The sequence below is a fragment of the Nonomuraea aurantiaca genome (genome assembly GCF_020215705.1).
GTDB lineage: Bacteria > Actinomycetota > Actinomycetes > Streptosporangiales > Streptosporangiaceae > Nonomuraea > Nonomuraea aurantiaca.
Window position 1 is genome coordinate 1 of record NZ_JAIWNB010000054.1, and the last position, 22,815, is coordinate 22,815.

The 22,815-nt window shown below is 66.9% G+C and carries 23 protein-coding genes and 4 pseudogenes; 17 read left to right on the forward strand and 10 right to left on the reverse strand.

Going from position 1 to position 22,815, the window contains the following annotated elements; translation table 11 throughout:
* The 3 genes from LDL49_RS53490 to LDL49_RS53500 form a co-directional block, all read left to right on the forward strand.
* Positions 1-480 (forward strand): hypothetical protein (locus tag LDL49_RS53490; RefSeq protein ID WP_225302654.1); only part of this gene is annotated, 480 nt, incomplete at its 5' end.
* Positions 481-746: 266 nt separating this feature from the next.
* A complete protein-coding gene (locus LDL49_RS53495) occupies positions 747-1,760 on the forward strand; it encodes an ATP-binding protein (RefSeq protein ID WP_225302655.1) in 1,014 nt (337 codons plus the stop codon).
* A 23-nt stretch (positions 1,761-1,783) separates the two neighbouring features.
* Positions 1,784-2,605 carry a tetratricopeptide repeat protein gene (locus tag LDL49_RS53500; RefSeq protein WP_443689905.1) on the forward strand — a complete coding sequence of 274 codons (822 nt, stop codon included), beginning with the start codon at positions 1,784-1,786 and terminating at the stop codon, positions 2,603-2,605.
* On the opposite strand, the pseudogene LDL49_RS59825 reads toward LDL49_RS53500, so the two are convergent.
* From LDL49_RS59825 to LDL49_RS53520, 4 genes and pseudogenes are all read right to left on the reverse strand, one after another.
* Positions 2,599-3,390, reverse strand: a pseudogene (locus tag LDL49_RS59825) (DUF4158 domain-containing protein); the annotation flags it as partial. The gene LDL49_RS53500 and the pseudogene LDL49_RS59825 overlap by 7 nt on opposite strands.
* A 118-nt stretch (positions 3,391-3,508) precedes the next feature.
* Positions 3,509-4,347, reverse strand: a protein-coding gene (locus LDL49_RS53510; protein ID WP_225302657.1) for an IS5 family transposase whose coding sequence is annotated in 2 segments (ribosomal slippage) — positions 3,509-3,993 and positions 3,993-4,347 — 840 coding nt in all. Because the reading frame shifts where the segments join, the coding sequence is not laid out codon by codon here.
* Between the two features lie 76 nt (positions 4,348-4,423).
* Positions 4,424-5,197 carry an SDR family NAD(P)-dependent oxidoreductase gene (locus LDL49_RS53515; RefSeq protein ID WP_225302658.1) on the reverse strand — a complete coding sequence of 258 codons (774 nt, stop codon included), beginning with the start codon at positions 5,195-5,197 and terminating at the stop codon, positions 4,424-4,426.
* Positions 5,198-5,266: 69 nt separating this feature from the next.
* Positions 5,267-6,109, reverse strand: a complete 843-nt coding sequence (locus LDL49_RS53520; protein WP_225302659.1) for a helix-turn-helix transcriptional regulator — start codon at positions 6,107-6,109, stop codon at positions 5,267-5,269.
* Positions 6,110-6,424: 315 nt separating this feature from the next.
* Between LDL49_RS53520 and LDL49_RS53525 the strand changes: the two are divergent.
* Positions 6,425-6,610 (forward strand): annotated as a pseudogene (locus LDL49_RS53525) (helix-turn-helix domain-containing protein); the annotation flags it as partial.
* Here the strand turns inward: LDL49_RS53525 and LDL49_RS53530 are convergent.
* Positions 6,599-6,838: pseudogene (locus LDL49_RS53530) on the reverse strand (transposase); the annotation flags it as partial. The pseudogenes LDL49_RS53525 and LDL49_RS53530 sit on opposite strands and share 12 nt — an antisense overlap.
* Positions 6,839-6,990: 152 nt before the next feature.
* Here LDL49_RS53530 and LDL49_RS53535 point away from each other — a divergent pair.
* From LDL49_RS53535 to LDL49_RS53555, 5 genes are read left to right on the forward strand one after another with little or no spacing between them, the layout of a single operon-like run.
* Positions 6,991-7,425, forward strand: a complete 435-nt coding sequence (locus tag LDL49_RS53535) for an SRPBCC domain-containing protein (protein WP_225302660.1) — start codon at positions 6,991-6,993, stop codon at positions 7,423-7,425.
* Positions 7,412-7,774, forward strand: a complete 363-nt coding sequence (locus LDL49_RS53540) for an ArsR/SmtB family transcription factor (protein WP_225302661.1) — start codon at positions 7,412-7,414, stop codon at positions 7,772-7,774. The genes LDL49_RS53535 and LDL49_RS53540 overlap by 14 nt, the downstream gene beginning before the upstream one ends.
* Positions 7,771-8,154 carry a VOC family protein gene (locus LDL49_RS53545; protein ID WP_225302662.1) on the forward strand — a complete coding sequence of 128 codons (384 nt, stop codon included), beginning with the start codon at positions 7,771-7,773 and terminating at the stop codon, positions 8,152-8,154. Before LDL49_RS53540 ends, LDL49_RS53545 begins: the two co-directional genes overlap by 4 nt.
* Before the next feature lie 10 nt (positions 8,155-8,164).
* Positions 8,165-8,425, forward strand: coding sequence for a hypothetical protein (locus LDL49_RS53550; protein ID WP_225302663.1), 261 nt, complete (start codon positions 8,165-8,167; stop codon positions 8,423-8,425).
* Between the two features lie 48 nt (positions 8,426-8,473).
* Complete coding sequence (locus LDL49_RS53555; protein ID WP_225302664.1) at positions 8,474-9,013, forward strand: DDE-type integrase/transposase/recombinase; 540 nt, start codon at positions 8,474-8,476, stop codon at positions 9,011-9,013.
* 37 nt (positions 9,014-9,050) lie between these two features.
* Here LDL49_RS53555 and LDL49_RS53560 read toward each other — a convergent pair whose 3' ends face one another.
* Complete coding sequence (locus LDL49_RS53560; RefSeq protein ID WP_225302665.1) at positions 9,051-9,473, reverse strand: MarR family winged helix-turn-helix transcriptional regulator; 423 nt, start codon at positions 9,471-9,473, stop codon at positions 9,051-9,053.
* 87 nt (positions 9,474-9,560) lie between these two features.
* Here LDL49_RS53560 and LDL49_RS53565 point away from each other — a divergent pair, with 87 nt between their 5' ends.
* The gene (locus LDL49_RS53565; RefSeq protein WP_225302666.1) at positions 9,561-10,553 is read left to right on the forward strand and encodes a quinone oxidoreductase family protein; all 993 of its coding nucleotides are present in this window, start codon (positions 9,561-9,563) and stop codon (positions 10,551-10,553) included.
* A 199-nt stretch (positions 10,554-10,752) separates the two neighbouring features.
* Positions 10,753-11,607 carry an SDR family oxidoreductase gene (locus LDL49_RS53570; protein WP_225302667.1) on the forward strand — a complete coding sequence of 285 codons (855 nt, stop codon included), beginning with the start codon at positions 10,753-10,755 and terminating at the stop codon, positions 11,605-11,607.
* A gap of 34 nt (positions 11,608-11,641) precedes the next feature.
* Here the strand turns inward: LDL49_RS53570 and LDL49_RS58950 are convergent.
* Positions 11,642-12,556, reverse strand: a pseudogene (locus LDL49_RS58950) (transposase); the annotation flags it as partial.
* A 66-nt stretch (positions 12,557-12,622) separates the two neighbouring features.
* Between LDL49_RS58950 and LDL49_RS53585 the strand changes: the two are divergent.
* Positions 12,623-12,811, forward strand: a complete 189-nt coding sequence (locus LDL49_RS53585; RefSeq protein ID WP_263656674.1) for a cold-shock protein — start codon at positions 12,623-12,625, stop codon at positions 12,809-12,811.
* Between the two features lie 175 nt (positions 12,812-12,986).
* Here LDL49_RS53585 and LDL49_RS53590 read toward each other — a convergent pair whose 3' ends face one another.
* The 3 genes from LDL49_RS53590 to LDL49_RS53600 all read right to left on the reverse strand — a co-directional run bounded on the left by LDL49_RS53590 (position 12,987) and on the right by LDL49_RS53600 (position 14,754).
* Positions 12,987-13,739, reverse strand: a complete 753-nt coding sequence (locus tag LDL49_RS53590) for a sensor histidine kinase (protein WP_225302671.1) — start codon at positions 13,737-13,739, stop codon at positions 12,987-12,989.
* A 275-nt stretch (positions 13,740-14,014) separates the two neighbouring features.
* Complete coding sequence (locus LDL49_RS53595; protein ID WP_225302672.1) at positions 14,015-14,464, reverse strand: ATP-binding protein; 450 nt, start codon at positions 14,462-14,464, stop codon at positions 14,015-14,017.
* A 95-nt stretch (positions 14,465-14,559) separates the two neighbouring features.
* A complete protein-coding gene (locus tag LDL49_RS53600; RefSeq protein WP_225302673.1) occupies positions 14,560-14,754 on the reverse strand; it encodes a DUF5999 family protein in 195 nt (64 codons plus the stop codon).
* A gap of 305 nt (positions 14,755-15,059) precedes the next feature.
* On the opposite strand from LDL49_RS53600, the gene LDL49_RS53605 reads away from it, so the two are divergent.
* The 5 genes from LDL49_RS53605 (at position 15,060) to LDL49_RS53625 (ending at position 22,648) form a co-directional block, all read left to right on the forward strand.
* Positions 15,060-17,423 carry an ATP-binding protein gene (locus tag LDL49_RS53605; RefSeq protein ID WP_225302674.1) on the forward strand — a complete coding sequence of 788 codons (2,364 nt, stop codon included), beginning with the start codon at positions 15,060-15,062 and terminating at the stop codon, positions 17,421-17,423.
* Between the two features lie 227 nt (positions 17,424-17,650).
* Positions 17,651-19,939: an ATP-binding protein gene (locus LDL49_RS53610; RefSeq protein ID WP_225302675.1), complete on the forward strand. Its 2,289-nt coding sequence runs from the start codon at positions 17,651-17,653 to the stop codon at positions 19,937-19,939.
* A 134-nt stretch (positions 19,940-20,073) separates the two neighbouring features.
* Positions 20,074-20,571, forward strand: coding sequence for a SigE family RNA polymerase sigma factor (locus LDL49_RS53615; RefSeq protein WP_225302676.1), 498 nt, complete (start codon positions 20,074-20,076; stop codon positions 20,569-20,571).
* Positions 20,568-21,728: a hypothetical protein gene (locus LDL49_RS53620; RefSeq protein ID WP_225302677.1), complete on the forward strand. Its 1,161-nt coding sequence runs from the start codon at positions 20,568-20,570 to the stop codon at positions 21,726-21,728. The genes LDL49_RS53615 and LDL49_RS53620 overlap by 4 nt, the downstream gene beginning before the upstream one ends.
* 59 nt (positions 21,729-21,787) lie before the next feature.
* Complete coding sequence (locus LDL49_RS53625; RefSeq protein ID WP_225302678.1) at positions 21,788-22,648, forward strand: hypothetical protein; 861 nt, start codon at positions 21,788-21,790, stop codon at positions 22,646-22,648.
* The last annotated feature ends 167 nt before the right edge of the window (positions 22,649-22,815 follow it).

Genomic DNA, 22,815 nt, shown 5'->3' on the forward strand with positions numbered 1-22,815 from the left:
CCGGCGTCGAGCGTCGCGAGCGGCACGATCGAGTCGGTGCCCTCGGTGACCGTCAGCTCGCCAGGGTGCCGGTTCATGTCGGTGGCGGCGAACTTGCGGGGGACGATCTCGCCGGGAGAGGCGACGCAGCAACTGGAGAACTACCGGCTGCGTCGTCACGTCAACGTCATCGGCGAGGTCGGCTGGGATGTCGTGGTCGCCGGGACCCTGCTCGGCCGCGTCTACCTGCCAGCGGATTTCGTGTGGATCATCCACAACATCACGCGCCAGCGGTGGGCGCCATCGAAGGCCCAGGCGGTCGCCGACCTGTTCTACAAACTTCACCTTGAGCCTCGCGAGTGGGAGCGCGACGGCCCGGCGATCTGGGCGCGCAGCCCCCGAGTCGGCAAGGTCGCGGTCCGCAGTGTGTTGAGAATCGATCCATTCTCGACGCCTTGCGGATGGCGCCCCCACCGATTCAGCCATTTCGGTAATTGTTGATGTTGCTCTTCCACCGCACCGCGGCCCCTGTGCTGTCCCGAAGATCACGGCTCGGTTCGTACGGAGGATGTCATGGGGGAGGCCGCGTTCTCTGCTGTCCTGCGAAGCCTGCTCGCGGCGGTCGAGGCTCGACCGGAGGACGTGGCGCTGCGCGTGCACACGGCGAAGCTGCTGCTCGACGAGGGGCATCCTGCGGCGGCGATCGCCCACTGCTCGGCGGTTCTGGAACGCGAGCCGGCAACGCGGAGGCCGTATCGGTGCTGTCCATGGCGACCGAACGTCTGCGTGACGGCGCCTTCGGAGCGGGGAGCCAGGACAGGCCCGGCTTCGACTGGAGCGCCGCGGAGCACGAGATGTCGGGCATCGTGCAGCCCGCGTTCGTGGACGCACCCGCGGCCGACACCGGGGTCGAACGCCCGGCTCTGACCTTGTCCGATGTCGGCGGCCTGGAGGAGGTGAAGCGCCGGCTCGAGCTCGCGTTTCTGTTGCCCAGGCGCAACCCGGAGATGCGCCGCCTGTACGGCCGCAGCCTCCCTGGCGGCCTGCTGCTGTACGGGCCGCCGGGATGCGGCAAAACCTATCTCGCCCGCGCTGTCGCCGGCGAGCTCGGAGCGCACTTCCACGCCGTGTCCCTGGCCGACGTCCTGGACATGTGGACCGGCCCGAGCGAGCGCAACCTGCACGAGATGTTCGAGATCGCTCGCCGCAACACGCCCTGCGTGCTGTTCTTCGACGAGATCGACGCGCTCGGCCAGAAGCGATCACACCTGCGGACGAGCGGCGGGATGCGCGGCGTGGTCAACCAGCTCCTGACCGAGATGGACTCAGTGCAGAGCGACAACGACGGCGTCTTCGTCCTGGGCGCGACCAACCACCCCTGGGACGTGGACAGCGCGCTGCTGCGGCCGGGACGGTTCGACTGCCTGCTGCTGGTCGCCCCTCCCGACGCGCCCGCGCGCGCGGCGATACTCCGGCACCACCTGCGTGACCGCCCGCTGGAAGGCATTGACGTGGCGAGACTGGTCGAGCGCAGCGACCATTTCTCCGGCGCCGACCTGGCGCACCTCTGTGACACCGCTGCTGAGCAGGCGATGTGGGACTCCACGCGTACGGGAAAGGTGCGTCGGATCGGGATGGCGGACTTCGAGCGGGCGTTCGGGGAGATCAAGCCGTCCATCGGGCCGTGGCTGCAGGACGCGCGCAACGTCGTGTTGTTCGCCAACGCCGCCGGGAAGTTCGACGACCTGCTCGCCTACGTCAAGAGCTGCGGGATGGCATGAACAACGCCAAGAAGGCCCTCATCATGGCCCGCAACTACGCGGAGCTGGGGCGCTGGAGAGAAGCGCTGGACGCGCTGGCGCCCGCGCTGGCCTCGGAGGAAACGGCTCACGACGCCCTCTGTTTGCGGGCCGTCTGCCTGCTCAATGGCGATTCCGTCTTTCCCCAGGAGAAGCGAGCCCTCGAGACGGTGGAGTCCGCCCTTGGCCTCGATCCATACAGCGCGCGGGCGCACTGCCTGAGGGCCCATATCCTTCTCTGGCTCGGCAGGACGGGCGCCGCCCTCAGGGCCGCCACCGAAGCGGCGAGACTCGATCCGGACGGCGTGCCGACGCTGACGATGCTGTCCAGGTGCCAGGTCAAGGCCTGCAGAGCCGATGACGCGTGGCGCACCGCCCAGGCGGCCGTCGAGGCGGATCCGCACGACCCGACCGCCTACCTCGCGCTGGCCCGAGCCGCACGCGCGCGACGCGATTTGCAAGAGGCGGAGCGTGCCTATCGCGCCGGGCTCCGCCTGGATCCTCACCATGAGGACCTCGTGCTTGGTCTCGCTGACCTCCTGGACGTGGACAGCCGCCAATGGGAGGCGGCGGAGGCGTATCTCGCCGCGGCCCGGATCAACCCGAGGAGTGGCACGCTCCCCAAAGCGCTCGGAGAGGTCTGGTTCCTGCTGCGGACGTCTAGGGAGGGCTGGCAGCGGAACCCCAGGCCCATGGACGCGCCTCAGGTGGAAAGGATCGACGAGCTTCTCGCCGCTTCCTCGCCGCGGATCGAGGCAGCCGTGCGTGAACTCCTCGTCGCGATCGTCGAGGTCCGCATCGAAGTGGACGAGGCGCTGGAACTGTAGCGCGACAAGGTGTCGGCGTCCTGGGCGTCGGCCTCACCAGCGAAGTCGGCGATCTTGGACGGCGCGATGCCGTCCAGCCACGCGTCGGTGTCGCCGAGCGCGTCTACCTGGTCCAACCATCTCACCTGGTCACGAAATCGCGACCAGGTGGCCCGCTGGGCGGGCTTCTTGAGCCGGTTGAACGTCGATTTGCCGTCCGGCCCGACGACGAGCAGAGCCTCCATCCGGGCCCGGCCGGCCTCGCCCATCCGCCGCAGGATCGTGGCGAAGATGGTGGCGTTCACCTCGGCGCGGATGCTCGTGGCCAGGTCCTCCAGCGTCGTGTACCCGAGCAGCTCCAGCCGGAGCCGGAGCAACTCCTCGATCGCCACGTTGATCAGATCCGCCGGGTTGTTCTTGGCCTGGGCCGCCTTCCGGATCGCCACCGCGGCGATCGCCCGGGCCCGGCCCGCGTCGTACTTCACGCCCTGACGCTGGCGCACCAGCTTGCGATGCGCCTTCGCGCTCGGGGAGGACCCGTGGTCCGGCCAGACGTCCTCGGCCAACTCCAGGCAGCGCCGGACGTGGTCGATCACCACCTCGGGAATCTCGTCCGGGGACGGGAAACGCGCCATCTTCTGAAAGCACTTCAACGCCAGCACCAGCGCGAAGCACGACTCCGGGCTGCCGGTCCGCCTTTCGGCCCAGGCCACCTCCTCGGGCGACGGCGTGAAGAACACGTGCAGCACCCGCGCCGACGTCAGCCGCTTGAACTGCGGATAGGCGGTCCGCTCGATCCACGTCATCCCAGGGCCGTCCCTCGCCTCGATCCCGGCATCCAAGACGCCGAAACCGTAGCGGTGATCAACCCTGCCGAACGACCGTGTTCATCAAACCGCAACCAAACCCAAGCAGAGGGTCACATCATCCGACAAACGAACCCTCTGAGCAGCGCCTCAACACTCCACTATCCCTTTCTCTCGTACTTGGTCTGCCCCCCATGAACGCTTCATGGATGTCGTCGCGAACCTCCCAGCGGACGCGCAGACGGCGAAACCAGCGCAGGAGCGCGATCGTCCGCTCGATTACCCAGCGGTGGATGCCCAGGCCGGAGCCGTGGGGGGTACCGCGTCGGGCGATGATGGGCTTGATACCGGTGTGCCAGGCCAGGCGGCGGTACTTGTCGTGGTCATAGCCTCGGTCGGCGTACAGGCAGTCCGGCCGCTTACGTGGTCTGCCGACGCGGCCGCGTACCGGTGGGACGGCCTTGATCAGGGGCATGAGCTGGGTGCCGTCGTTGCGGTGGCCGCCGGTCAGGGACACGGCGAGGGGAATGCCTCCTGCCTCGGCGATGACGTGGCGTTTCGAGCCCGGTTTGGCGCGGTCAACCGGGCTCGGGCCGGTTTTGGGCCGCCCTTGAGCGCCCGGACGTGCGAGCTTTCGATCACCGCCTTGGACCAGTCGAGCTGGCCGGCGGCGGGCAACTCGGCGAGCAGGAGTTGGTGCAGCCGGTCCCACACCCCCGCTTGGTGCCAGTCGCGCAGCCGCCGCCAGCAGGTCATCCCCGAGCCGAATCCCAGTTCCTGCGGCAGGAACTCCCACGGAATCGCGGTGTAGAGCACGAACAAGATCCCCTGCAACGCCAATCGATCATCCAGCCGCTTACGCCCCGGATGACGCCGGCGCCGCTCCACCTTCGGCAGCAGCGGCTCGATCCGCTCCCACAAGCTGTCCTGCACGATCCACGGCACACGCTCGCACATAGACCATGGACAGTGAATCTCTGCGGCTGGCGGAGCCGGCACTGAAGGGGTTGGCCCGCCAGCCGCGCCCGCCGGCTCAGGCGGCGGGAACGCTGGCGACGAGCCCGCCGTCCACGACCAGATCCTGCCCGGTGATGTAGGCAGCCTCGTCAGAGGCCAGGAACGCCACCGCCGCCGCGACGTTGTCAGCGTGACCGAGGGCGCCGAGCGGTACCTCGGCCGAGTTGCGTGCCTCGCTCTCCGGGTCGGGGTTGGCGTCGCGGTACATCTCGGTGTCGATGTAACCCGGGCTGACCGAGTTGACCCTGATGCCGCGCGGCGCGAGGTCGGCACCCAGCGTCCGGGCGAGATTATGGACGGCTGCTTTGCTGGCGGAGTACACGGAGGCGACGGACAGCCCGCGATACAGCGTCCAGGACGCGTTGATGACGATCGCGCTGCCATCCCGCATCAGCGGCAGCGCCTTTTGGATGGTGAAGAAGACGCCCTTGAAGTTGACGCCGACGGTGTGGTCGAACTCCGCCTCGGTGATCTCGGCGCTCGGCTTGAACACGCCCACGCCGGCGTTCGCGAAGACCGCGTCCAGGCCACCGCGCCAGGTTTCGATCCGCCGCATCAGAAGGTCGAGGTCCGCCGGGGAGGCGACGTCGGCTCGAACCGCGAGCACCCGGCCCGAGCCGGACTCTGGCTGGGCGCCCGTCAAGCGGGCGGCCGCAGTGTCGAGACGGACCTGGTCGCGTCCGGTGATGACGACGTATGCGCCTTCGCCCAGTAGCCTCTGCGCCGTGGCGAAGCCTATGCCACTGGCACCGCCGGTGATCAAAACGGTCTTGCTCAGGAATCGGTTCATGCGGCAATCCTCAAGCGGATCGTCCGTTTCCAGCAGTTCCGGCCGAACCTAGGTCTGGCACCACCACCTTCAGGCGCTCGCCATCAGCTCGGACAGCCACTCCCCGGTGGCAGTGTTCGGCTGCGGCGTGTGCAGCATCAGCCGGTGTCCTGGCCGGTCGGGCAACGACAGTGACCTGTACTCGAAGATCAGCTCACCGGTCTCCAGTGTGTGGACGACCTTGACGCCCTCGGTCGCGTTGCCGACCGGATGCTCGGCCCAGATCTCGGCGAAGGAAGGACTCGCGGCGCACATGTCGGCGGCCAGCCTGCCGAATTCCAGGTCGTCCGGGTAGCGGGCCGCGTCGGCGCGGAACTGGCCGACGATCGCCCGGGCCGCGTCCTCCCAGTGGGTCAGCGAGGAGCGGAAGCGGGCGTTGGTGAAGAAGCTCACCAGGCAGTTGTGGTCGTGGTCCGAGTAGCCGAACACCAGGTGCGCGGCGCGGTTGACCGCGACCAGGTTCCAGTGCCGGTCGAGGATGTAGGCCGGGGACGGGAGCCAGCCGTCGATCAGCCGCTGCAACTCCGCGGAGACCGGCCGGTCCGACGGCTCGGCCTGGGGCGGGTTGAGCCCGGCGAGCAGGTACAGATGTTCGCGCTCCACCGTGTCGAAACGGAGCACCCGCGCGACAGCGTCCAAGACCCCGGCCGAGACGTGGATCTCCCGCCCCTGCTCCAGCCAGGTGTACCAGGACACCCCTACCCCCGCGAGCACCGCTACCTCCTCGCGCCGCAGCCCCTTGGCACGACGGCCGGAGCCGGCGGGCATACCGACGTCGTGCGGAGTCAGCCTGGCCCTGCGCGACCTCAGGAACTCGCGGATCTCGGCACTGCGCCGTTGACGGGCCTCTACCGGAAGTCGGGAAATATCCACTCGCCCATCGTAGGAGCTTCCGAACGGCCGCTTCGTACTACTGACACTCTGATGGCGGAGTCACCCGCGGGCTCTCTGCGGCGGCGACCGGCGATATGCAGACATCACGATGTGTCCTAGTAGCACGCGCGACTCGACAACCGTCGACGAAAGGTGATCTGGATCGGGAGCCCCGCAGGAGGATGCGTTGATGAAACACAACACGCGGGGGATGGCTTTGCTGTACAACCTCTCAGTGAGCTCTTTTCATCCTGACGGCGCTGGTCGCGGTGGGGTTGCGCAGAGCGGTGGCGGATGAGAGGAGGCTCCCGTTAAGACAGCAGTCGACAGGCGCTGCTGGTCTTGGCTCACCTGCGTAACGGCGACACTTACGCACGCTTGGCCGTGGGCTTCTCTATCGGCACCACCACGGCCTGGCGCTACGTCCGCGAAAGCGTCGACCTCCTGGCTGCACTGGCCGACGACGTGCACGCCGCTGTGGCGCGAGCTCTTGTTCTCCTCTTCCAGCACGTCGTCGGACGATAGCGGGCCGCTCGCCGGCCGCTTGGCCGGGGCCGTCTTCTTCGGCCCGGCGGTGCCGTTCGCGCGGGCCTCCTTCACCCACAGGCGCAGCGTCTCACGGTTGATGCCCAGGTCCCGGGCCACCGATGCGTACGTCCGCGCCGGGTCAGACAGGTACAACGCGACGGCGTCCGCCTTGAACTCCGGCGGATACGACTTCATCGCCACGCGGAACTCCTTGTCTCCGGATGTCCATCATCCGGCACTCAAGGTGTCCACACCTCGGGGGAGGCCCCTCCGTGCCGGGGCTTGCGGGGCGCCGATCGCAACCTGTAGGTTGCCATTAATTGGCAACCTACAGGTTGCGAAGGAGGGTGACCATGGGTTCGGACGTGATCGAACGTGTGGTGGTGCTGCGGCACCCCATCGAGCGGGTGTGGACCGCGCTGACCACCGCGGAAGGGCTCTCGCGGTGGTTCGGCTCGGTGGCGGAGATAGATCTGCAGCCCGGTGGGCGCGCGTACTTCCGTTGGGACGACCTCGACGAGGAATCCGTCGCCACCATCGCGGTGGTCGACCCACCACACCGTTTCGCGTTCAGATGGGCAATCGCGGGCCTGCCGGAGGATGACTCACCCCAGACGCTTGTGGACTTCACCCTGGAACCGGTGCCGGACGGCACTCGGCTGCGCCTGGTGGAGAGTGGGTTCGCCCAAGCCGCTGACGACGTGGCCCAGTCTGCCCACAAGGCCAACAGCCAGGGGTGGGACACGCAGCTCGTCGACCTGGAGACCTACCTCGATGCGACTGCCTGATGCGGAAGAGCAGGCCGTTGCGGTGTTCGCGGCGCTCACTGATCCAATGCGGCGAGCGCTGCTGGAGGAGCTCGCCCGCGCGGGGCCCGCAACCCTCACCGATCTGGCGCGACGGTTGCCGATCAGCCGCCAGGCGATCGCCAAGCACCTGGGCCAGCTCGCCGAAGCGGGCCTGATCAGCTCCAGCGAACCAGTCGGCCGCCGCCATCCCTATCGGTTGGAACCAGCCGCCATTCGCACAACCCAGGTATGGCTGGCCAGGCTCGCCAACAGGTGGGATGACCGCCTGGCCGCGCTGGCAGATGCACTGGACGCCACTGACACGACCCAAGGAGCCACGCAACAATGAGCAAGCCTGAATTCACGGCCGGGCTGAACATCGCCATGAAGATCCCCAAGGCACAGTACGAGGCCACCGTGACCTTCTATCGCGACACTCTGGGCTTCGACGTCAAAGAAGGTGACGTCTCCTACGCTCCGACCGTCTCGAGAACTCATTCGGTGCGGTTCGGGCCCAATACGCTGTGGCTCGACTGTGTCGACAACTACAGCCAGCCCGACGTGTGGCTGCAGCTCCACACCGATGACCTGGACGCAGCAACGAGCAAACTGGCCGACATCGGTATCCACCCGTGTGACGAGGTCGAGCCCTTGGAGAACCTCGATTCCAGAACCCACTGGATCAAGAACCCAGCCGGTGTCATACATCTGCTCGCGGAGTCTGACTGATCCTGGCCAGGTGAGCAGTGGCCAGCTGCACAAGTGGGTGCAGATGGATGGGCTCGCCACGCAGTACCACGACGGCGGCAGCGACGGGAGCGGAACGCTGGGAGAATTCGAGCAGGAGGAACTGGCCCGGCTGCGGCGGGAGAAGGCCACACTGGTCAAGCAGCACGCCGACGAGAAAGCCGCCTGGGAGAAGGAACGCGCCGAGCTGGAAGACGAGCGTGAGGTGCTCAGCGCTCGGTGGTCTTGGGGCAAAGAGGCGATGGGCCGATAAGCGTGGCGGCCTTCACCAGCTCCCAGAAGGCCGAGCACAACGTCGACCATGTCACCTCCTGCCGGGCCTTGGGCGTCTCGCAGTCCTGGTATTACAGGTGGAAGAACCGCATCGGCGACCCCTCTGCCTGTTAGAGTCATCCGGCGGCACTTACGGCTCGCCGCGCATCACCCGTGCAAGAATGCCCGAGCTCGGCTTGGCCGGCCGCAGGCGGCGCAAACCTCGGGTGCTGACCCGGCAGGGCAAGCGGCCCGCCGCCCCGGATCTGGTGCGGCGGAAGTTTCCGCGCCCACTGCGGACGTGCTGTGGTGCGGCGATGTGACGCAGATCGACACCGGCGAGGGCAAGCTGTATCTGGCCAGGGTCGAGGACCTGTTCTCATGCCGGCTGCTCGGCCACGCCATGTTCGAGCATCACGATGCCGCGCTGGCCGTCGCCTCGTTGCAGATGGCCGTCGCCACTTGCGGCGGCGACGTGGACGGGGTGATCTTCCACTCGGATGACGGCTTGGCGCCCATCACATTCGAACGTCACGTGATCGAGAAGAGACACGCCTCATCAGCCCTGCTGAGGACCACTGTGGCATAAACCATCTCCACGCTTTAGGGATTGACACGGGTGCGTGTCAGCCCAGTGCTTTGCGTAGCAGCGCCGTCAACTGGTCCTGTTCGTCGGGTGAGAGTCGTCCGACCGCTGTGCGGGCGAAGGTGAAGGCTGTCGCAAATCGGTGGTTGACGTCGTCTCCTCGGGGGGTTCGGGCGACGAGTCGTGCGCGGCGGTCCCGGGGGTCCGGTTCGCGGGTCACGAGGCCGAGCGCTTCGAGGCGCGCGACGATCTGAGTGATGTTGGAGGCATCGCAGCCGAGTTCCTCGGCCAAGGCGCCCATGCCGCGTCGCTCGTCGAGTCGCCCGAGCACACATGCCTGCGCCGCACTGAGCGACAGCTCGGCGGCGGCCGCCTGGTAGGCGCGGTCGTAGACGTCGACCAGGTCGAACAAGACGGCTTCGGCCTCGGACGAGGTGGCTACGGGTCCGTTCGGCAGCGCCATGGCCATCAGCCTAGAGGATTTACTTGATCTGATCAAATAGTTGTGGTCCAATAATGCTTGATTCACCCAAATAAACAAGGAGGGCCGATGGGCACCAGAGTCGAGAGCACAGCCGGCGGCGCGAGCGTGGCGCCGCAGATGAACGCGGTCGTCCTTGACCGCTTCGGGGGAGTGGACGAGCTCTCGCCGCGCCGGATACGGCTCCCGGAGGTCGGCGATGACGATGTCCTCATCCGGGTGGAGTTCGCAGGGGCCGCCTCCTGGGACGCGGTCGAGCGGGAGGGGGGCTTCGACGGCGCTTTCGGTGCCTCGGCCTTCCCCTATGTCCTCGGCTGGGACGCGGCCGGCACGGTGGCCGCGGTCGGACGCAACGTCAACCGGTTCAACGTGGGCGACCGTGTCTACGCCGCGACGATACCCCTGCCCCGGGGCGGCTTCTACGCCGAGTACGCCGTCGTTGAGGCGGAGTTCGTGGCGCACGTTCCCGACCGGATGCCGACCGAACAGGCCGGCGCGATGCCTTGGGACGCCCTGGCTGCACTGAGCGGCCTCGATCTCCTCGGCCTGCGGCCGGAGGAGACGCTCATGGTCTTCGGGGCCAGCGGGGGTGTCGGGCACCTGGCCGTACAGCTGGCGCGGCACAGCGGCATCCGGGTGCTGGCCGTGGCCTCTGGTGACGACGGTGTCGCCCTGGCCCGGCGACTGGGCGCCGACGTCGTCGTCGACGGTCGCAGAGTCGATGTGCCGGCCGCGGCGTTCGAGTTCGCACCAGGCGGGCTCGATGGGGCTCTGGTCACCACGGGAGGACAGACCGCCGAACGGTCTCTTCGCGCGATCAAGAACTCGGGACGGATCGCCTGGCCGAACGGTCTGTCCGTGCCCACGACGTCGCTCAGCGCGAGGGTGTCCCACTACGACGGGGATCGAAGCCGCACCGGCACCGATCGGCTGAACGCGATCATCGAAGCGAGCTCCTTCGAGGTCCACATCGCCCGAACCTTCCCGATGGAGCGAGTCAAGGACGCGCATCGCGCCCTGAACGATCACTATGTCGGGAAGCTGGTCCTCAAGGTCGGATAGGACGCGACAAGCGGCCCGAGGCTCAGGCGTTTCAGTTCGGGGCGCTGGTGCGGTGACCACATACTTTCACCGGGTTCCTCACCCCTCAGCTTCTCCTCACCAGGTGGTGAAGTGGGGCTGAAGAGGTGGGTGTGCGTCGTCTTGCTGACGAGCGCCCTCTAGGAACGGAACTGACCTAAATACCAGTTACCGTTCACTTGTGACGATCTTGGTAACCGGCGCGACCGGGAACATCGGCCGCCATGTGGTGGACAAGCTGCTCGTATCAGGCAGGCAGGTACGGGCGTTGACGAGGAGCCCGGACAAGGCTCGCTTGTCGGCGAGGGTTGAGGTCGTGCAGGGCGATCTAACCGTGCCGCAGAGTTGGCCGGCCGCATTGGCCTCGATCGAGAGCGTGTATCTGTTCCCCGTCCTTGACGGGATCCACCAGTTCCTTGACGTGGCCAGGCGGGCGGGCGTGCGGCGGGTTGTGCTGCTGTCTGGAGCATCGGCCGCTGGTGAGACCGAACGCGACCGCCAGAGCTGGACCTATCCGCAGTATCGGGCCGTCGAGACCGCGGTGGAGGGCGCTGGCCTGGACGAATGGACGTTCGTGCGTCCAGGGCCGTTCGCGGCGAACTTGTTGTGGTGGGCGCCTTCCATCCGAGCTGAGGGTGTGGTGCGGGCACCGTATGGCGACGCGGTGTATCCGCTGATCCACGAAGCCGACATCGCGGCCGTCGCGGCCTTGGCATTGACCGAGAACGGGCATTCAGGGGCGAAGTACACCCTGACAGGGCCGGAGCTGACCTCGCAGGTGGAGCAGGTGACGACGATCGGCAAGGCGATCGGGCGTGACATCCGATTCGAGGAGTTGACCGAGGAGCAGTGGCGCGGTTCGGTCGGCGGGTTCCTGCCGCCGGGCGTTGTCACCGACTTGCTGCGCTACTGGTCGGAGACGGCCGAGGATCCGAGCACCGCGCTGCCAGTGGTGCCGACGGTCGAGCGGCTCACTGGCAGTCCGGCCCGTACCCTGCTCCAGTGGGCCGCCGACCATGCCCATGACTTCGCCTGATGTAGTAACCGCGAACGATTGCCAGGTTGGCTGATCATGCTGCTCGGATGGCTGGTCGTCTCCGGCGACGCTGTTTCGCGCTGCGGATGTGGGCGCGTTCGCGGCGTTGCGCGGCCAGGACGTCGGGGTGACGGGCGTTGGCTTTGCGCCAGCGTAGGTAGGCATGGAGTTTGCGGGTCTGAGCGGTGTGGTTGGGATGGTCGGAGTTGCTCATCACGAAGGCTCGCAGCGGCCCGAACTGCGCTTCGAGCGGGTTGGCCGACAGGTTGTCCAGGATGGTGTAGATCGGTGCGCCGTCCGGACGAGCACGGCGGATGCTCTTGAGCACGGGCAGAGTGTTGGCGCCGCTCTTGCGTTCGCGGTTGACACCCCACAGCAGGTCATCATCCAGGCTGAGCGCACGCTGTGGGTGTGGGTGTAGGTGGCCGGTTGTCGCTCGGATTTGCCCACGGGCGCCCAGCCGGAACCGGGTTGGGGCCGGATGGACAGCGGCCCGAACTGGTCGAAGGTGAAACACCGCTGCGGGAAGCGGGTGCTGACCTCTTCGACGCGGTTCAACTTGGCTTCCCGGTGAGGTTGGTGGAGGACTCCTTCCACGTCCGGGTGCGCCTGGAAGGAGATCTTGTGCTCGCGCAGGTATTGCCGCAGCCGTTCACGGCCGACCAGCACGGTCCGCACCGGGTTGTCGGCCAGGTAGTTGGCGAGCTTGCGGATGCTACACCGGGGTGAAGGGACGCCCCAGCTTCTCCGGGCGCGTCCTGGCTGTCGCGACGATGAAGTCCTCATCGCCGGAGGTGATGCGGCGGAGACGGCCTCCCGCTCAGTCAGGGTCCGGCGCGGACAGCCCTTGCTCGTTGAAGGCGTCGATGACATCAGGCACGGTGTCCTCATCGGCCGCGACCAGGTGTGCGAGCGCTGGGACCGGCGTGCCGCTGGCCGACGCGCATAATGATCAACGCGCGCCAGGCCCGGGCGTGCCAGCGTGTCGTCATTGCAGGGGGCAAAGGTCTGGAAGATGGAAGAGGGGTGGGGTGCGATCGCCCCGCCCGAATTGTCCCCAGGCCACGATGACTGGGTGCACTTCAGCGACATTCTTGGCCCGGGATACCGGACGCTGGCGATCGGCGGTCGTGTGGAGTTCGAGATCGTCCAGCGCAGGCGGGATGGCTTCGACTTCGTCGCGACCGATATCCGCGAGCTGTGATCTTCTTCTACACCTTGGCAGCCGCGTTCGGACGTTGGCACGCGATGGCGCATTGTCTCGGCAGCGCCACCCCTAGGCCGGCCATGTGGCGCCATCGCGTGTCGGTACGGGTGCCTGGCTTGCGACGGAGGAGGGTCCGTGGGCCGGGGAAGCGTCTCCGAGCCACGAATCTCCATCAGGCTGCCGTGCCCGCCTTCGTGTCGAGTCGCAGCAGCGGCAGACGCAGCACGAGCTGTGCGCCTCCCATGTCGGATTCCTGGACGACCAGCGTGCCGTCGTGAGCCTGGGCGATGGCCTGGGCGATGGCCAGGCCGAGACCGGTGCCGCCGTGGTCGCGGCTGCGCGCGCTGTCGGTCCTGGCGAAGTGATCGAAGACTCGTTCACGCTCCTGCAGCGGAATGCCCGGACCGTCATCGTCGACCATGACCATGACCTCGTCCTTCTCGCCTCTTACGGTCACCCGCACCGCCGATCTGCCATGCCGTTCGGCGTTGTTCAGCAGATTGCCGAGCAGACGGGCGAGAGAGCCGGTGATGCCGGCCACGACCAAGCCTTCTTCCAGGTCCAGATGGATGGGCAGGCCGAAGACACGCTTGCCGACCTCCCCCTCGACGAAGTCGGCCACCTCGATGGGGTGGGGCGGGTCCTCGGGGCCGGTGTCCAGCTGCGCAAGCGTCAGCAGGTCGCCGATGATGTCCTGGAGCCGGTCCACCTCCCTCAGGGCCTTTTGGATGAGCTTGCTCAGGTCGGTCTGGCCGGGATTCATGCGCGCCTCCTCCAGCTGCAGCCGGAGACCGGCCAGAGGGGTGCCGAGTTCATGCGAGGCATCAGTGACGAACTGTCGCCGCTGAGCGTGCATGTGCTCGACGAGGTGCTCCGTTCGCGCGACGAGGGTGACGATTTCGCCGCAGTCGCAAGGTGTGGTCATCGAATCCTCCACTGAGTACTGATCTTCAGAATGCCGGGCGTGGAGTGGCTTCCGCGACCGTACAAATACGTGTTCGCCCGGGTGCCACCTACGTAGAGGCGCTGAATACGGGAGAATCTCGCGGATCGGGTGCGAGAGCGACGCACGTACATGCAGAAGCCGCCGCGAAGGCGGCGGCTTTGGTGGTGGCAGCGGGTCCTTGAGAGCGGTCGGACACGTGGCGGGACCGAGAGGCGGGCAGTCGAACACGTTCTCAAGCGGAGACGGGATCCCCCTTAGGCAGCAGTGCCTGCCGCGGAGGAACTCGACGCGAGCTCGAACCAGACGACGTTGCCCGTCTCCGTACGGTCCACGCCCCACTCCTGGGACAGCGATTCCAGCAGGAACAACCCGCGTCCGCTTTCATCCTCGGTGCTGGGGAGCTTGGCCGCCGGCAGCTGTGCCGACGCCCCCTGCTGCTCAACTTCCACCCGCAGCACATCGTGAGTGCCGCTCAGGCGGACCTGGATCGGGTCGCTGGTGTGCGGAATCGCGTTGGCGACCACCTCGGTGACCAGCAACTCGGCCGTGTCACCTTCTTCGGCGAAGCCCCACCGCCGTACCTGCGCACCCACGCTGTGCCGGGCCGCCGGCACGGAGGCGTCGGCGGGTTCGAACACCCACGTCCGCTGGTGCTCGGTTCGCCCGGTGGGCCAGCCAAGTGCGGCGGTGGCATCTGTGCGCACGCAGATGATACGCACGTGGTGAGCCGATGCGGCGGAGACGGTGGGACGCCGCCGTCGTCTCCTGACTTGGTTTGTTGCCTTGCAGCCGAACATGTTCATCTCACCCTCCCAGGTAGATCATGATGAGCGGGCACGGACTGTCCGTCCGGCAGGAGCTCACCGGTGTCGTCGAAGACCACCACTCCGTTGCAGAGCAGACCCCAGCCCTGTTCCGGGTGGAAGGCCACCAGCTGAGCCGCGTCTCGCCTGCAGCTGGCCGCTGACGGGCATCGAGGTAGATGCTGACACATCGCTCACACCTGCTTTCTCTGACCTGTGGTCCCTCACGTCTCCATCGTCTGGCGCGGGCCACAACGAGATAACCGGGAAAATGCGTGTTCGGGTACGTAGGGGCTAGGTAGTGGGTAGTGAACCCGTTCAGCAGCGATGTGCGAGGCCTGCTCTCTGGTTGGACCGTTCGCCCGCTGCCAGGGGCCATCTGGCCGGGATGACGAGCCCATTCCGGTGGCGCGACCATTCCTTGGCGAAGGCAATGCCAGACCTCGACCCGTGAGGCCGTTACATTCGTGCAGGTCAAGGGCCCATACTCGCCATCATGGGTCGATCGGCAACCGAGCATCCTAAAGCTAATCTCCCGGCCAGCTCAGGCGAGATCATCGGTCGCAAGAGTGAGATCGCCACGGTCAGGCAGCTGCTGTCCACCACCCGGTTGCTGACGTTGACAGGCGCGGGCGGAGTGGGCAAGACACGCCTGGCGACCTATGTCGCCGCCCACGTGCAACGCGCCTTTCCCGACGGCGTGTGGCTGGTCGAGCTGGCCAGTGTGCAGGATGAACATCTGCTCGGCGTGGCCGTGGCGGAGGCGTTGGGGATGCTGGACGAGGTACCCCAGCCATCGACGCAATGCATGATCGAATATCTCCGGAACAAGCACATGCTGCTGGTCCTGGACAACTGCGAACATTTGGTGGAGGCGTGCGCCGCGCTGGCTGACACCCTGCTCACCGTGGCCCCTCAAGTGCAGGTGCTGGCGACCAGCCGTGAGTCGCTGGGCGTTCCGGGCGAGACGTTGTTCATCGTGCCGCCACTGTCCTTTCCCGCAGCCCACGACAGGGTCGCCGAAAGCGACCTCCTCCGCTACGACGCGCTGACGCTGCTGGTGGAGCGCGCCAAGAACATCGCGCCGGAGTTCGACATCGCCTCGCGGTACGTCGCGGCGGCGCAGTTGTGCCGTCTCCTCGACGGGATTCCGCTGGCGATCGAGCTGGCGGCGGTGTGGCTGCGGGTCCTGTCGCTGGATCAGATCATCAACAGGCTCGGCGACCGCCTGCACTTTCTGACCCAGGGATACCGCACCGCCCTGCCGCGCCATCAGACGCTGCGCGCGGCGGTCGAATGGAGCTTCGACCTGTGCTCCTCCCAGGAGCAGATCCTGTGGGAACGTCTCTCGGTGTTCTTCGGTGGCTTTGATCTGTCCGCGGCTGAAGAAGTCTGCTCGACGGAGCCGCTCGCCCGCAAGGACATCCTGCCGCTGCTGGCCGAGCTGACCGAGAAATCGATCGTGATCAGCGAAACTCGCGGTGCTCGTTCCCGCTACTGGATTCTGGAGACCCTGCGGCAATACGGCAACGAACGGCTGGTCAAGAGCGAGCCGAAATCGGCGATTCGCCGCCGCCATGCTGAGCACTACCAGAGCCTGGCCGAACAGAACAGGGACTGCTGGTTCGGTCCGGACCAGGTCAATTGCCTGGCCACGATCGCGCCCGAGATGTCGAACATGCGGGCCGCACTGGACTACAGCCTCGGGGAAGAACCCCGCATCGAAGAAGCCATACGGATGTTCACGTCGCTGTACGGATACTGGATCTTCTTCGGGGGGCCGGCCGAGGCCCGCCACTGGTTCGACCGGCTGCTCAAGTACGAACAGATGTCCTCGCGCAGTCGATTCGACGTGCTCGCCGTAGGCGCGCTCTTCGCACTCATGCTGGGCAGGCTCGACATCGCGCAGCCCTTGATCGAGGAGTGCCAGTCCTTGGCCGGCTACAGCGGCTACGACGAAGCCAAGGCGATGGGGCGGTTCTTGTCAGGACGGCTGGCCTTGTTGAAGGGGGATTATCAGGACGCGGTCAGCCTGCTCGAGCCGGCCCAGGAGTGGTATGAGCACAACCTGGGCGAAATTCCCCGAACCCGCGTTCTGCGTGATGCGTTCCTGCCGGCGTTCTACCTGGCCCTGGCTTCGATCTTCGCGGAGGATCCCGGCGCGAGACACTGGACGGCCCGCTGCCGCGAGATCGCCGAGCGGGCCGGCGCGCCCGGTGAGATCTCCATGGGGATGTGGGCGGCGGGCGTCGAACGCTGGCGCGCGGGCGATCTGGAGCAAGCCGCCTCGATGTTCCTGTCCAGCCTGCGCCTGGAGCGGTCGACCGGCTACCGCTACAGCTCGGCGTGGACCGTGGAGTCTCTCGCCTGGATCGCCGCCGCCCAGGGGCGTAACGTGCATGCCGCGCGCCTGATCGGCGCCGCCGGCGTGATGCGGCGCCTGCTGGAGGTGTCGCTGGAGGGCTTTCGCGCTTATGACGACGCCCACCGCGCCTGCGAGGCGTCGCTGCGGGCCCGCCTCAGCGAGGAGGAATACCAGAAGGCCGTCGACAAGGGCGCGAGCCTCGACTTCGATGAGGCCATCGGCTACGCACTGCAAGAGCCGGCCGAGCCGCAGCCCGGCTCCGCACCCGCTGCCGCGCCACCGCAGTCGGTGCTGACCTCACGGGAGCTCGAGGTGGCCCAGCTCATCGCCGAAGGCGTGCGCAACAAGGAGATCGCCGCCCGGCTGGTCATCTCTCAGCGGACGGCCGAGGGCCATGTCGAGCACATTCTGGAGAAGCTCGGGTTCACCTCACGCACACAGATAGCCGCCTGGTACGTCAACCACGTCGCCCCGTCTCAGAACGGGCAACAATAGCAAGCCCGCCATTCGCGTCGACGGGTCCGGCCAAGACCGTCAGCGCGATCCGTGCCGGGGTGTGCCCTGCCAAGGTCTTATGAACAGGTCGGTAAGGCTGGCCGCGTGTGGATCAAGCGTCCTGCGTGCCTGAGCGATACGCTGAGAAGGTGGCACGAACGGCACCGCCGCAGGAGAAGGGGAACCTCCCGGCCGATGTCGCGGCGATCATCGGCCGCGAGAGCGAGGTGTCGGAGGCCAAGCGTCGCCTGCGCGGCACCAGGTTGCTCACGCTCACCGGTGTTGGCGGGGTCGGCAAGACGCGGCTAGCGTTGGAGATCGGCCGCGAGGTGGAACGTTCCTTTCCCCACGGGGTGTGGCTGGCCGACCTGACCTCGTTGCGCGACGGCGACCTGCTCGCCCGCACCGTCGCAACCGCCCTGGGGCTGCGGGACCGCTCGGCGCGCCCTCCGGAGGAGACGCTGGCCGAATTCCTCCGCGACAAGCATGTGCTGCTCGTCCTCGACAACTGCGAACATTTGATCCACGCGTGCACGACACTGGCGGCGATGCTCCTCGACCGAGCGCCCCACCTGCGGATTCTGGCGACGAGCCGGCAGAGTCTCGGCGTCGATCACGAGGTGATCATGATGGTGCCACCGCTCCAGGTGCCAGGGGAGGCCGAGAGCGCAGGGAGCGGCGATGTGAGCCGCTACGACGCGGTCAGGCTCTTCGCCCAGCAGGCGCGGATGTCCGACTCCGCGTTCACGATCGACGAGCACAACCAGAACGCGGTCGCGAGGCTGTGCAGCCGTCTTGAAGGGATCCCCCTGGCTCTCGAACTCGCCGCAGTCTGGATTCGCGTCCTGGGGCCGCAGGAGATCTTCGAGCGGCTGAACGATCGCTACCGCTTCCTGACTCGGGGCCCTCGCGCCATGGAACCGACGCACCGCACTCTCCTTGCCACCATGGACTGGAGCTTCAGCCTGTGCGACGCGCGAGAGCAACTTCTGTGGGCGCGACTGTCGGTGTTTCCCGCTCCTTTCGACACCGACGCCGTCCTGGCCGTCGCCCAGGGCGGGCAGATGACAGGCGAGGAGGTCAAGGACGCCCTGGCGGGCCTGGTCGACAAATCCGTCCTGGCACGTAACACCTACAACGGGCGGTCCCGTTACTCCATGCTGGAGACCATCCGGGAGTACGGGGCGGCCAAGCTCGCGGCGAGCGGGGAGCAAGAGCAGGTCCAGCGCCTGCACCGGGACCATTACCGGCAGGTCAGCGATGCTGCTGCCGCAGGCTGGTTCAGCACCGAGCAGGTCACCTGGATCCAGAGGATCGGGCAGGAGTGGCCCCACATCCGGGCAGCGCTGGACTTCTGCCTCACAAGCGACAGTGAGGTGGCGACATGCCTGTCGATGGCGTCGGAGTTGTTCGAATACTGGATCTCCTACGGTGCCCACTCCGAGTTGCGCCGCTGGCTCGATCGCGCCCTATGGAAGGGCGTGGTGTCGGATGCGGAGACGGCCTTCGCTCTGGCGGTGAGCGCCAAGGCGGCGCTGCTGCAGGGCGACGAAGCGGCCTCGCGCCGTCTGAGGGACGCGTGCATGGAGCGTGCCCGGGCCAGCGGCGACGAACGGTTGCGCGGCTTCGTGGAGAGCCTCGCAGGGCTGGCCTCGTTCCTTCAGGGGGACCTGTCGCAGGCGGTGGCCCGACTCCGCGGCGCTCTTGACCGGTACGCCAGAGTGCGTCCGGACCAGATCGACCATCTCGAACGCAACAACATCTTCCTGACCTCCTTGTGGCTGTCGATGGCCGCAGCCTTCCACCGGGAGCCCGACTCGGTGGACCTTGCCCGCATCTGCCGGGAAATGGCCGAGGCCGAGGGAGCCCGCGCCAATCTGGCGTGGGGCCTGTACACGACGGGTCTGGACAGGCTGCTGGCAACGGAGGATGCCAAGGCGGCGACTGCCCTCTTCCTCGACAGCCTGCGTCTGCAGCAGGGAACGAATGACCGATGGTTCCCCGCTTGGGCGATCGAGGCCCTGGCGTGGGCGTGCGCCGCCGAGAAGCGCAGCCTGCCGCGGGCAGCCGCTCTAATGGGCATCGCTGCCGCCTTCCGCCGCACCATGGGTCTGACGATGTCTGGATTCGCCCCCATGGCTCAGGCTCATGACACGTGGGAGGCCCAGCTGCGGGACAAACTGGGCGAACAAGCCTTTCATGATGTTTTCGAACGGTACGCCGAGCTGGATGTCGATGAGGCGTACTCCTATGTCCTCGGCCACGAAGAGCCCGCGTCACTACGGCAGGAGATGCCCTCTGCCGCAGCCTCGGTCCTGACCCGAAGGGAGTTGCAGGTCGCCGGACTGGTCGCTGAAGGCTTGAGTAACAAGGAGATCGCCTCCAGGCTGACGGTGTCCCAGCGCACTGCCGAAGGGCATGTGAACCACATTCTCACCAAACTCGGCTTCAACTCGCGTGCGCAGATCGCCGCCTGGTACGAGGCGGAGGTGCAGAGGGCTCCCCGCCTCTCGTAGCTGAGTGCCTGTTCCAAGGCTGGTGATCTTCCCTCTAGCAAGAAGATTGCGGTAGGTCGGTTGCACGCCAGCATTCAACAGTTCGGCCTCTCGAGCCGTCTATCCCCTGACGGAACGAGGAAAGGCAGAGGTCATTGGAGGACGAGCGCTTCGAGGAATTCGTGGCGGAACGGGCCGACGCCCTGCTGCGCTACGGCTACCTGCTCAGCGGCAACCCGCACGACGCGGCCGACCTCACGCAGGAGGCGCTGGTCCGGCTACATCAGGCCTGGCCGCGGGTGCGACGGAAACAGGCTCCCGAAAGCTACACCAAGACGATCATGGCCCGGCTGCACATCAGCACGTGGCGGTTACGCAGGCGCGAGCGGCCGGACTGGGCGCTACCCGAGACGGCTCGGTTCGACACGCCGCCCTCCGACAGCGACGAGGGCCTGTGGCAAGCGCTCGCCACGCTGCCACGCAAGCAGCGGGCCGTGCTGGTGCTGCGCTACTACGAGGACCTGTCCGACACGGACATCGCCGACGTGCTCGGCATCTCCCGGGGGACCGTGCGCAGCCACGCCTCTCTCGGCCTGGCCAAGCTCCGCTCCATTCTGCCCAGCACCTCAGAGATCAACGGGAGCCCCGCATGACCGACCCATTGGAATCTCGTCTGCGCGCGAAGCTGGAGCACGCCGCCACGCGCGCACCGCAGGCCCCGCCGAGGTTCTCCACGGAGGTGGTGTCCCGGTCGCGGCGGCGCAGGATGCGCAGGAACGCGCTGGTGGCAGGCATCTGCGTCGTCGCGATCGCCGCGCCGATCACGGTGATCGCCACGCGCAGCACCGACGAACGCGGCGATGTCGCCACCGTCGCCACCGAACCCGCACTTGGGAACCCGGTCTGGGACACGACCCCCATCGGGAAGCGCCTGACGATCGACAACCCCTCAGAGAAGCGACCCATCTCGTTCTGGTACGCCACCACGAGAAGCGGCACCACCGTCTTCTGCCAGGAATACAAGTCCAGGTCCGGAGGCAGTTCGAAGTTCTGCAGCGACGAGCCGGTCGACGGCAAGGAGGCCACGGACCAGGGCTCCACCCAGTCATTCCCGCCCCCCGCCACGGGGAAGGTGCTGCACTACGGCACCGCACAGGCCAAGGTCGTCCGGGTCGCGGCCGTACTCAAGGAAGGCGAGCGGGTCACCGGCACCCTCCAGACACCGCAGGGCGCTCCTCAGGCCATCTGGACTGTGAGCGTTCCCGCGAACAAGACGGTGACGGCGCTCGAGTTCGCGGCCGGCGAGGGTGGGACGATCAAGCGAATCGAGCTGCGGCCACTGGTGGTGCCCGAGGCTAACGCGAAGTCGGTCGGCCGCACTGTGGAGATGCCCGGCAAGCTCGACGCGGGTCTCTATGAGACACCCGACAAGAGTCTGATCTGGAAACTGGATGGGCAGGCCGTGGGCGTGAACGGCCTCTCACCCGGCAGGGCGGTGACCGAGAGAGGCGGCCCCGACCGGGCGCTGATCGACATGGGTGGCAAGCCCATGAAGGTGGAGCTGCTAGAGCACAAGGAGCACTGGTTCGGCATCACCAGCACCAAGACCGCCCGCGTCGCGCTGGTCTTCAAGGACGGCACGTCGGTGAGCGCCGGCACCAGGCCCGACCCGTGGAAGATCGGCGGCTTTCGGATGTTCGCCGGGACGCAGCAGCGTACCAACGACCTGTACGCCGAAGGCTTCAAGATCGTCGGTTACGGCAAGGAGGGCATGGAGCTCTGGCATGAGGATCACGAACCCACACGCTAGGAGCGGGGGTTGACACTGAGTGGAGGTCTCGTGCGACGAATGATCGCTGCCTGTCCCTGGTGCTGCTGCTGACTTCCTGCGGCTGGTTCACCCAGAGGTCGCCCGGCGGGTCTCATGGTCTTTCGCCTGACGGGTTCGAGGATCGTGCCCGGGAGGTGGCGGAGCGCTGGCAGGGCTCGGCCGACGACCGCGCCTGGCGTGAAGGGTTCGTCGCGCTGGAGGTGCTGAATCCGCACGGATGGAACCACGTAAGCCGAATCCCGGCCTGGGTGAACAGAAGCTCGCACAACGGCGCCTGGCGCCTGGCCGCCAAACTGCCCACCGATTCTCCGGACCGCGCCGACGTGCGATGGCCGGACGGCGAGGTCTCGCAGGTGCCGCTCATCACGGCGGCGAGCGCGTACGAGAAGTTCAGCAAACCGGCCGATCTCATCGAAGAAGAGTGCCCGGCCAAGGGATGCCGGCCCCTCCGGGTAACCGGAGCCAAGTTGGGCAAGGTCCCTCTGGAGACCAGCCGCGGCACCATCCAGGTGCCCGCATGGCTGTTCACCGTCGAGGGAGTCGAGCAAAAGAAGGTCCACGTGGCGATCGACCCCTCAGCCGTCACCGCCCGTCCCGAGCGGGTGCAGGGGGATATCGAAGAGGTGATGGCGTTCGACCTCGTCGTCGGCAAGCCAGACGAGCTGCTTCTCCGCTATGGGTACGGCGCCTGCGACACCGTTCACGGGACCCGCGCCTACGAGACCGACCAGTTGGTGGTGGTGGACGTGGACGAGAAGGACTCCGGCTCTGGCAAGCCTTGCCCGTTGATACGCAAGACGGCCACGAACACCGTTACGCTCGCCCGACCGCTGGGCGACCGCCTCGTGCTCGACTCCGGTACGGGGCTGCCGGTGCTGCGGGGACTGAACAAGCGCTGAGGGCCCCAGCGACCGTACGCGGGGCTGCCTGGAGCTGGCCCGGCTTGGTGGATAGCTGATCTCTGGGGAACCCTGGTTCCCGGAAGAAGGAGTCTGCTGTGCCGAACATCTGTCCGCCAAAGTTTCGCCATCATCGGCGACCGTCAGTATGAGTCAGAAACCGACAA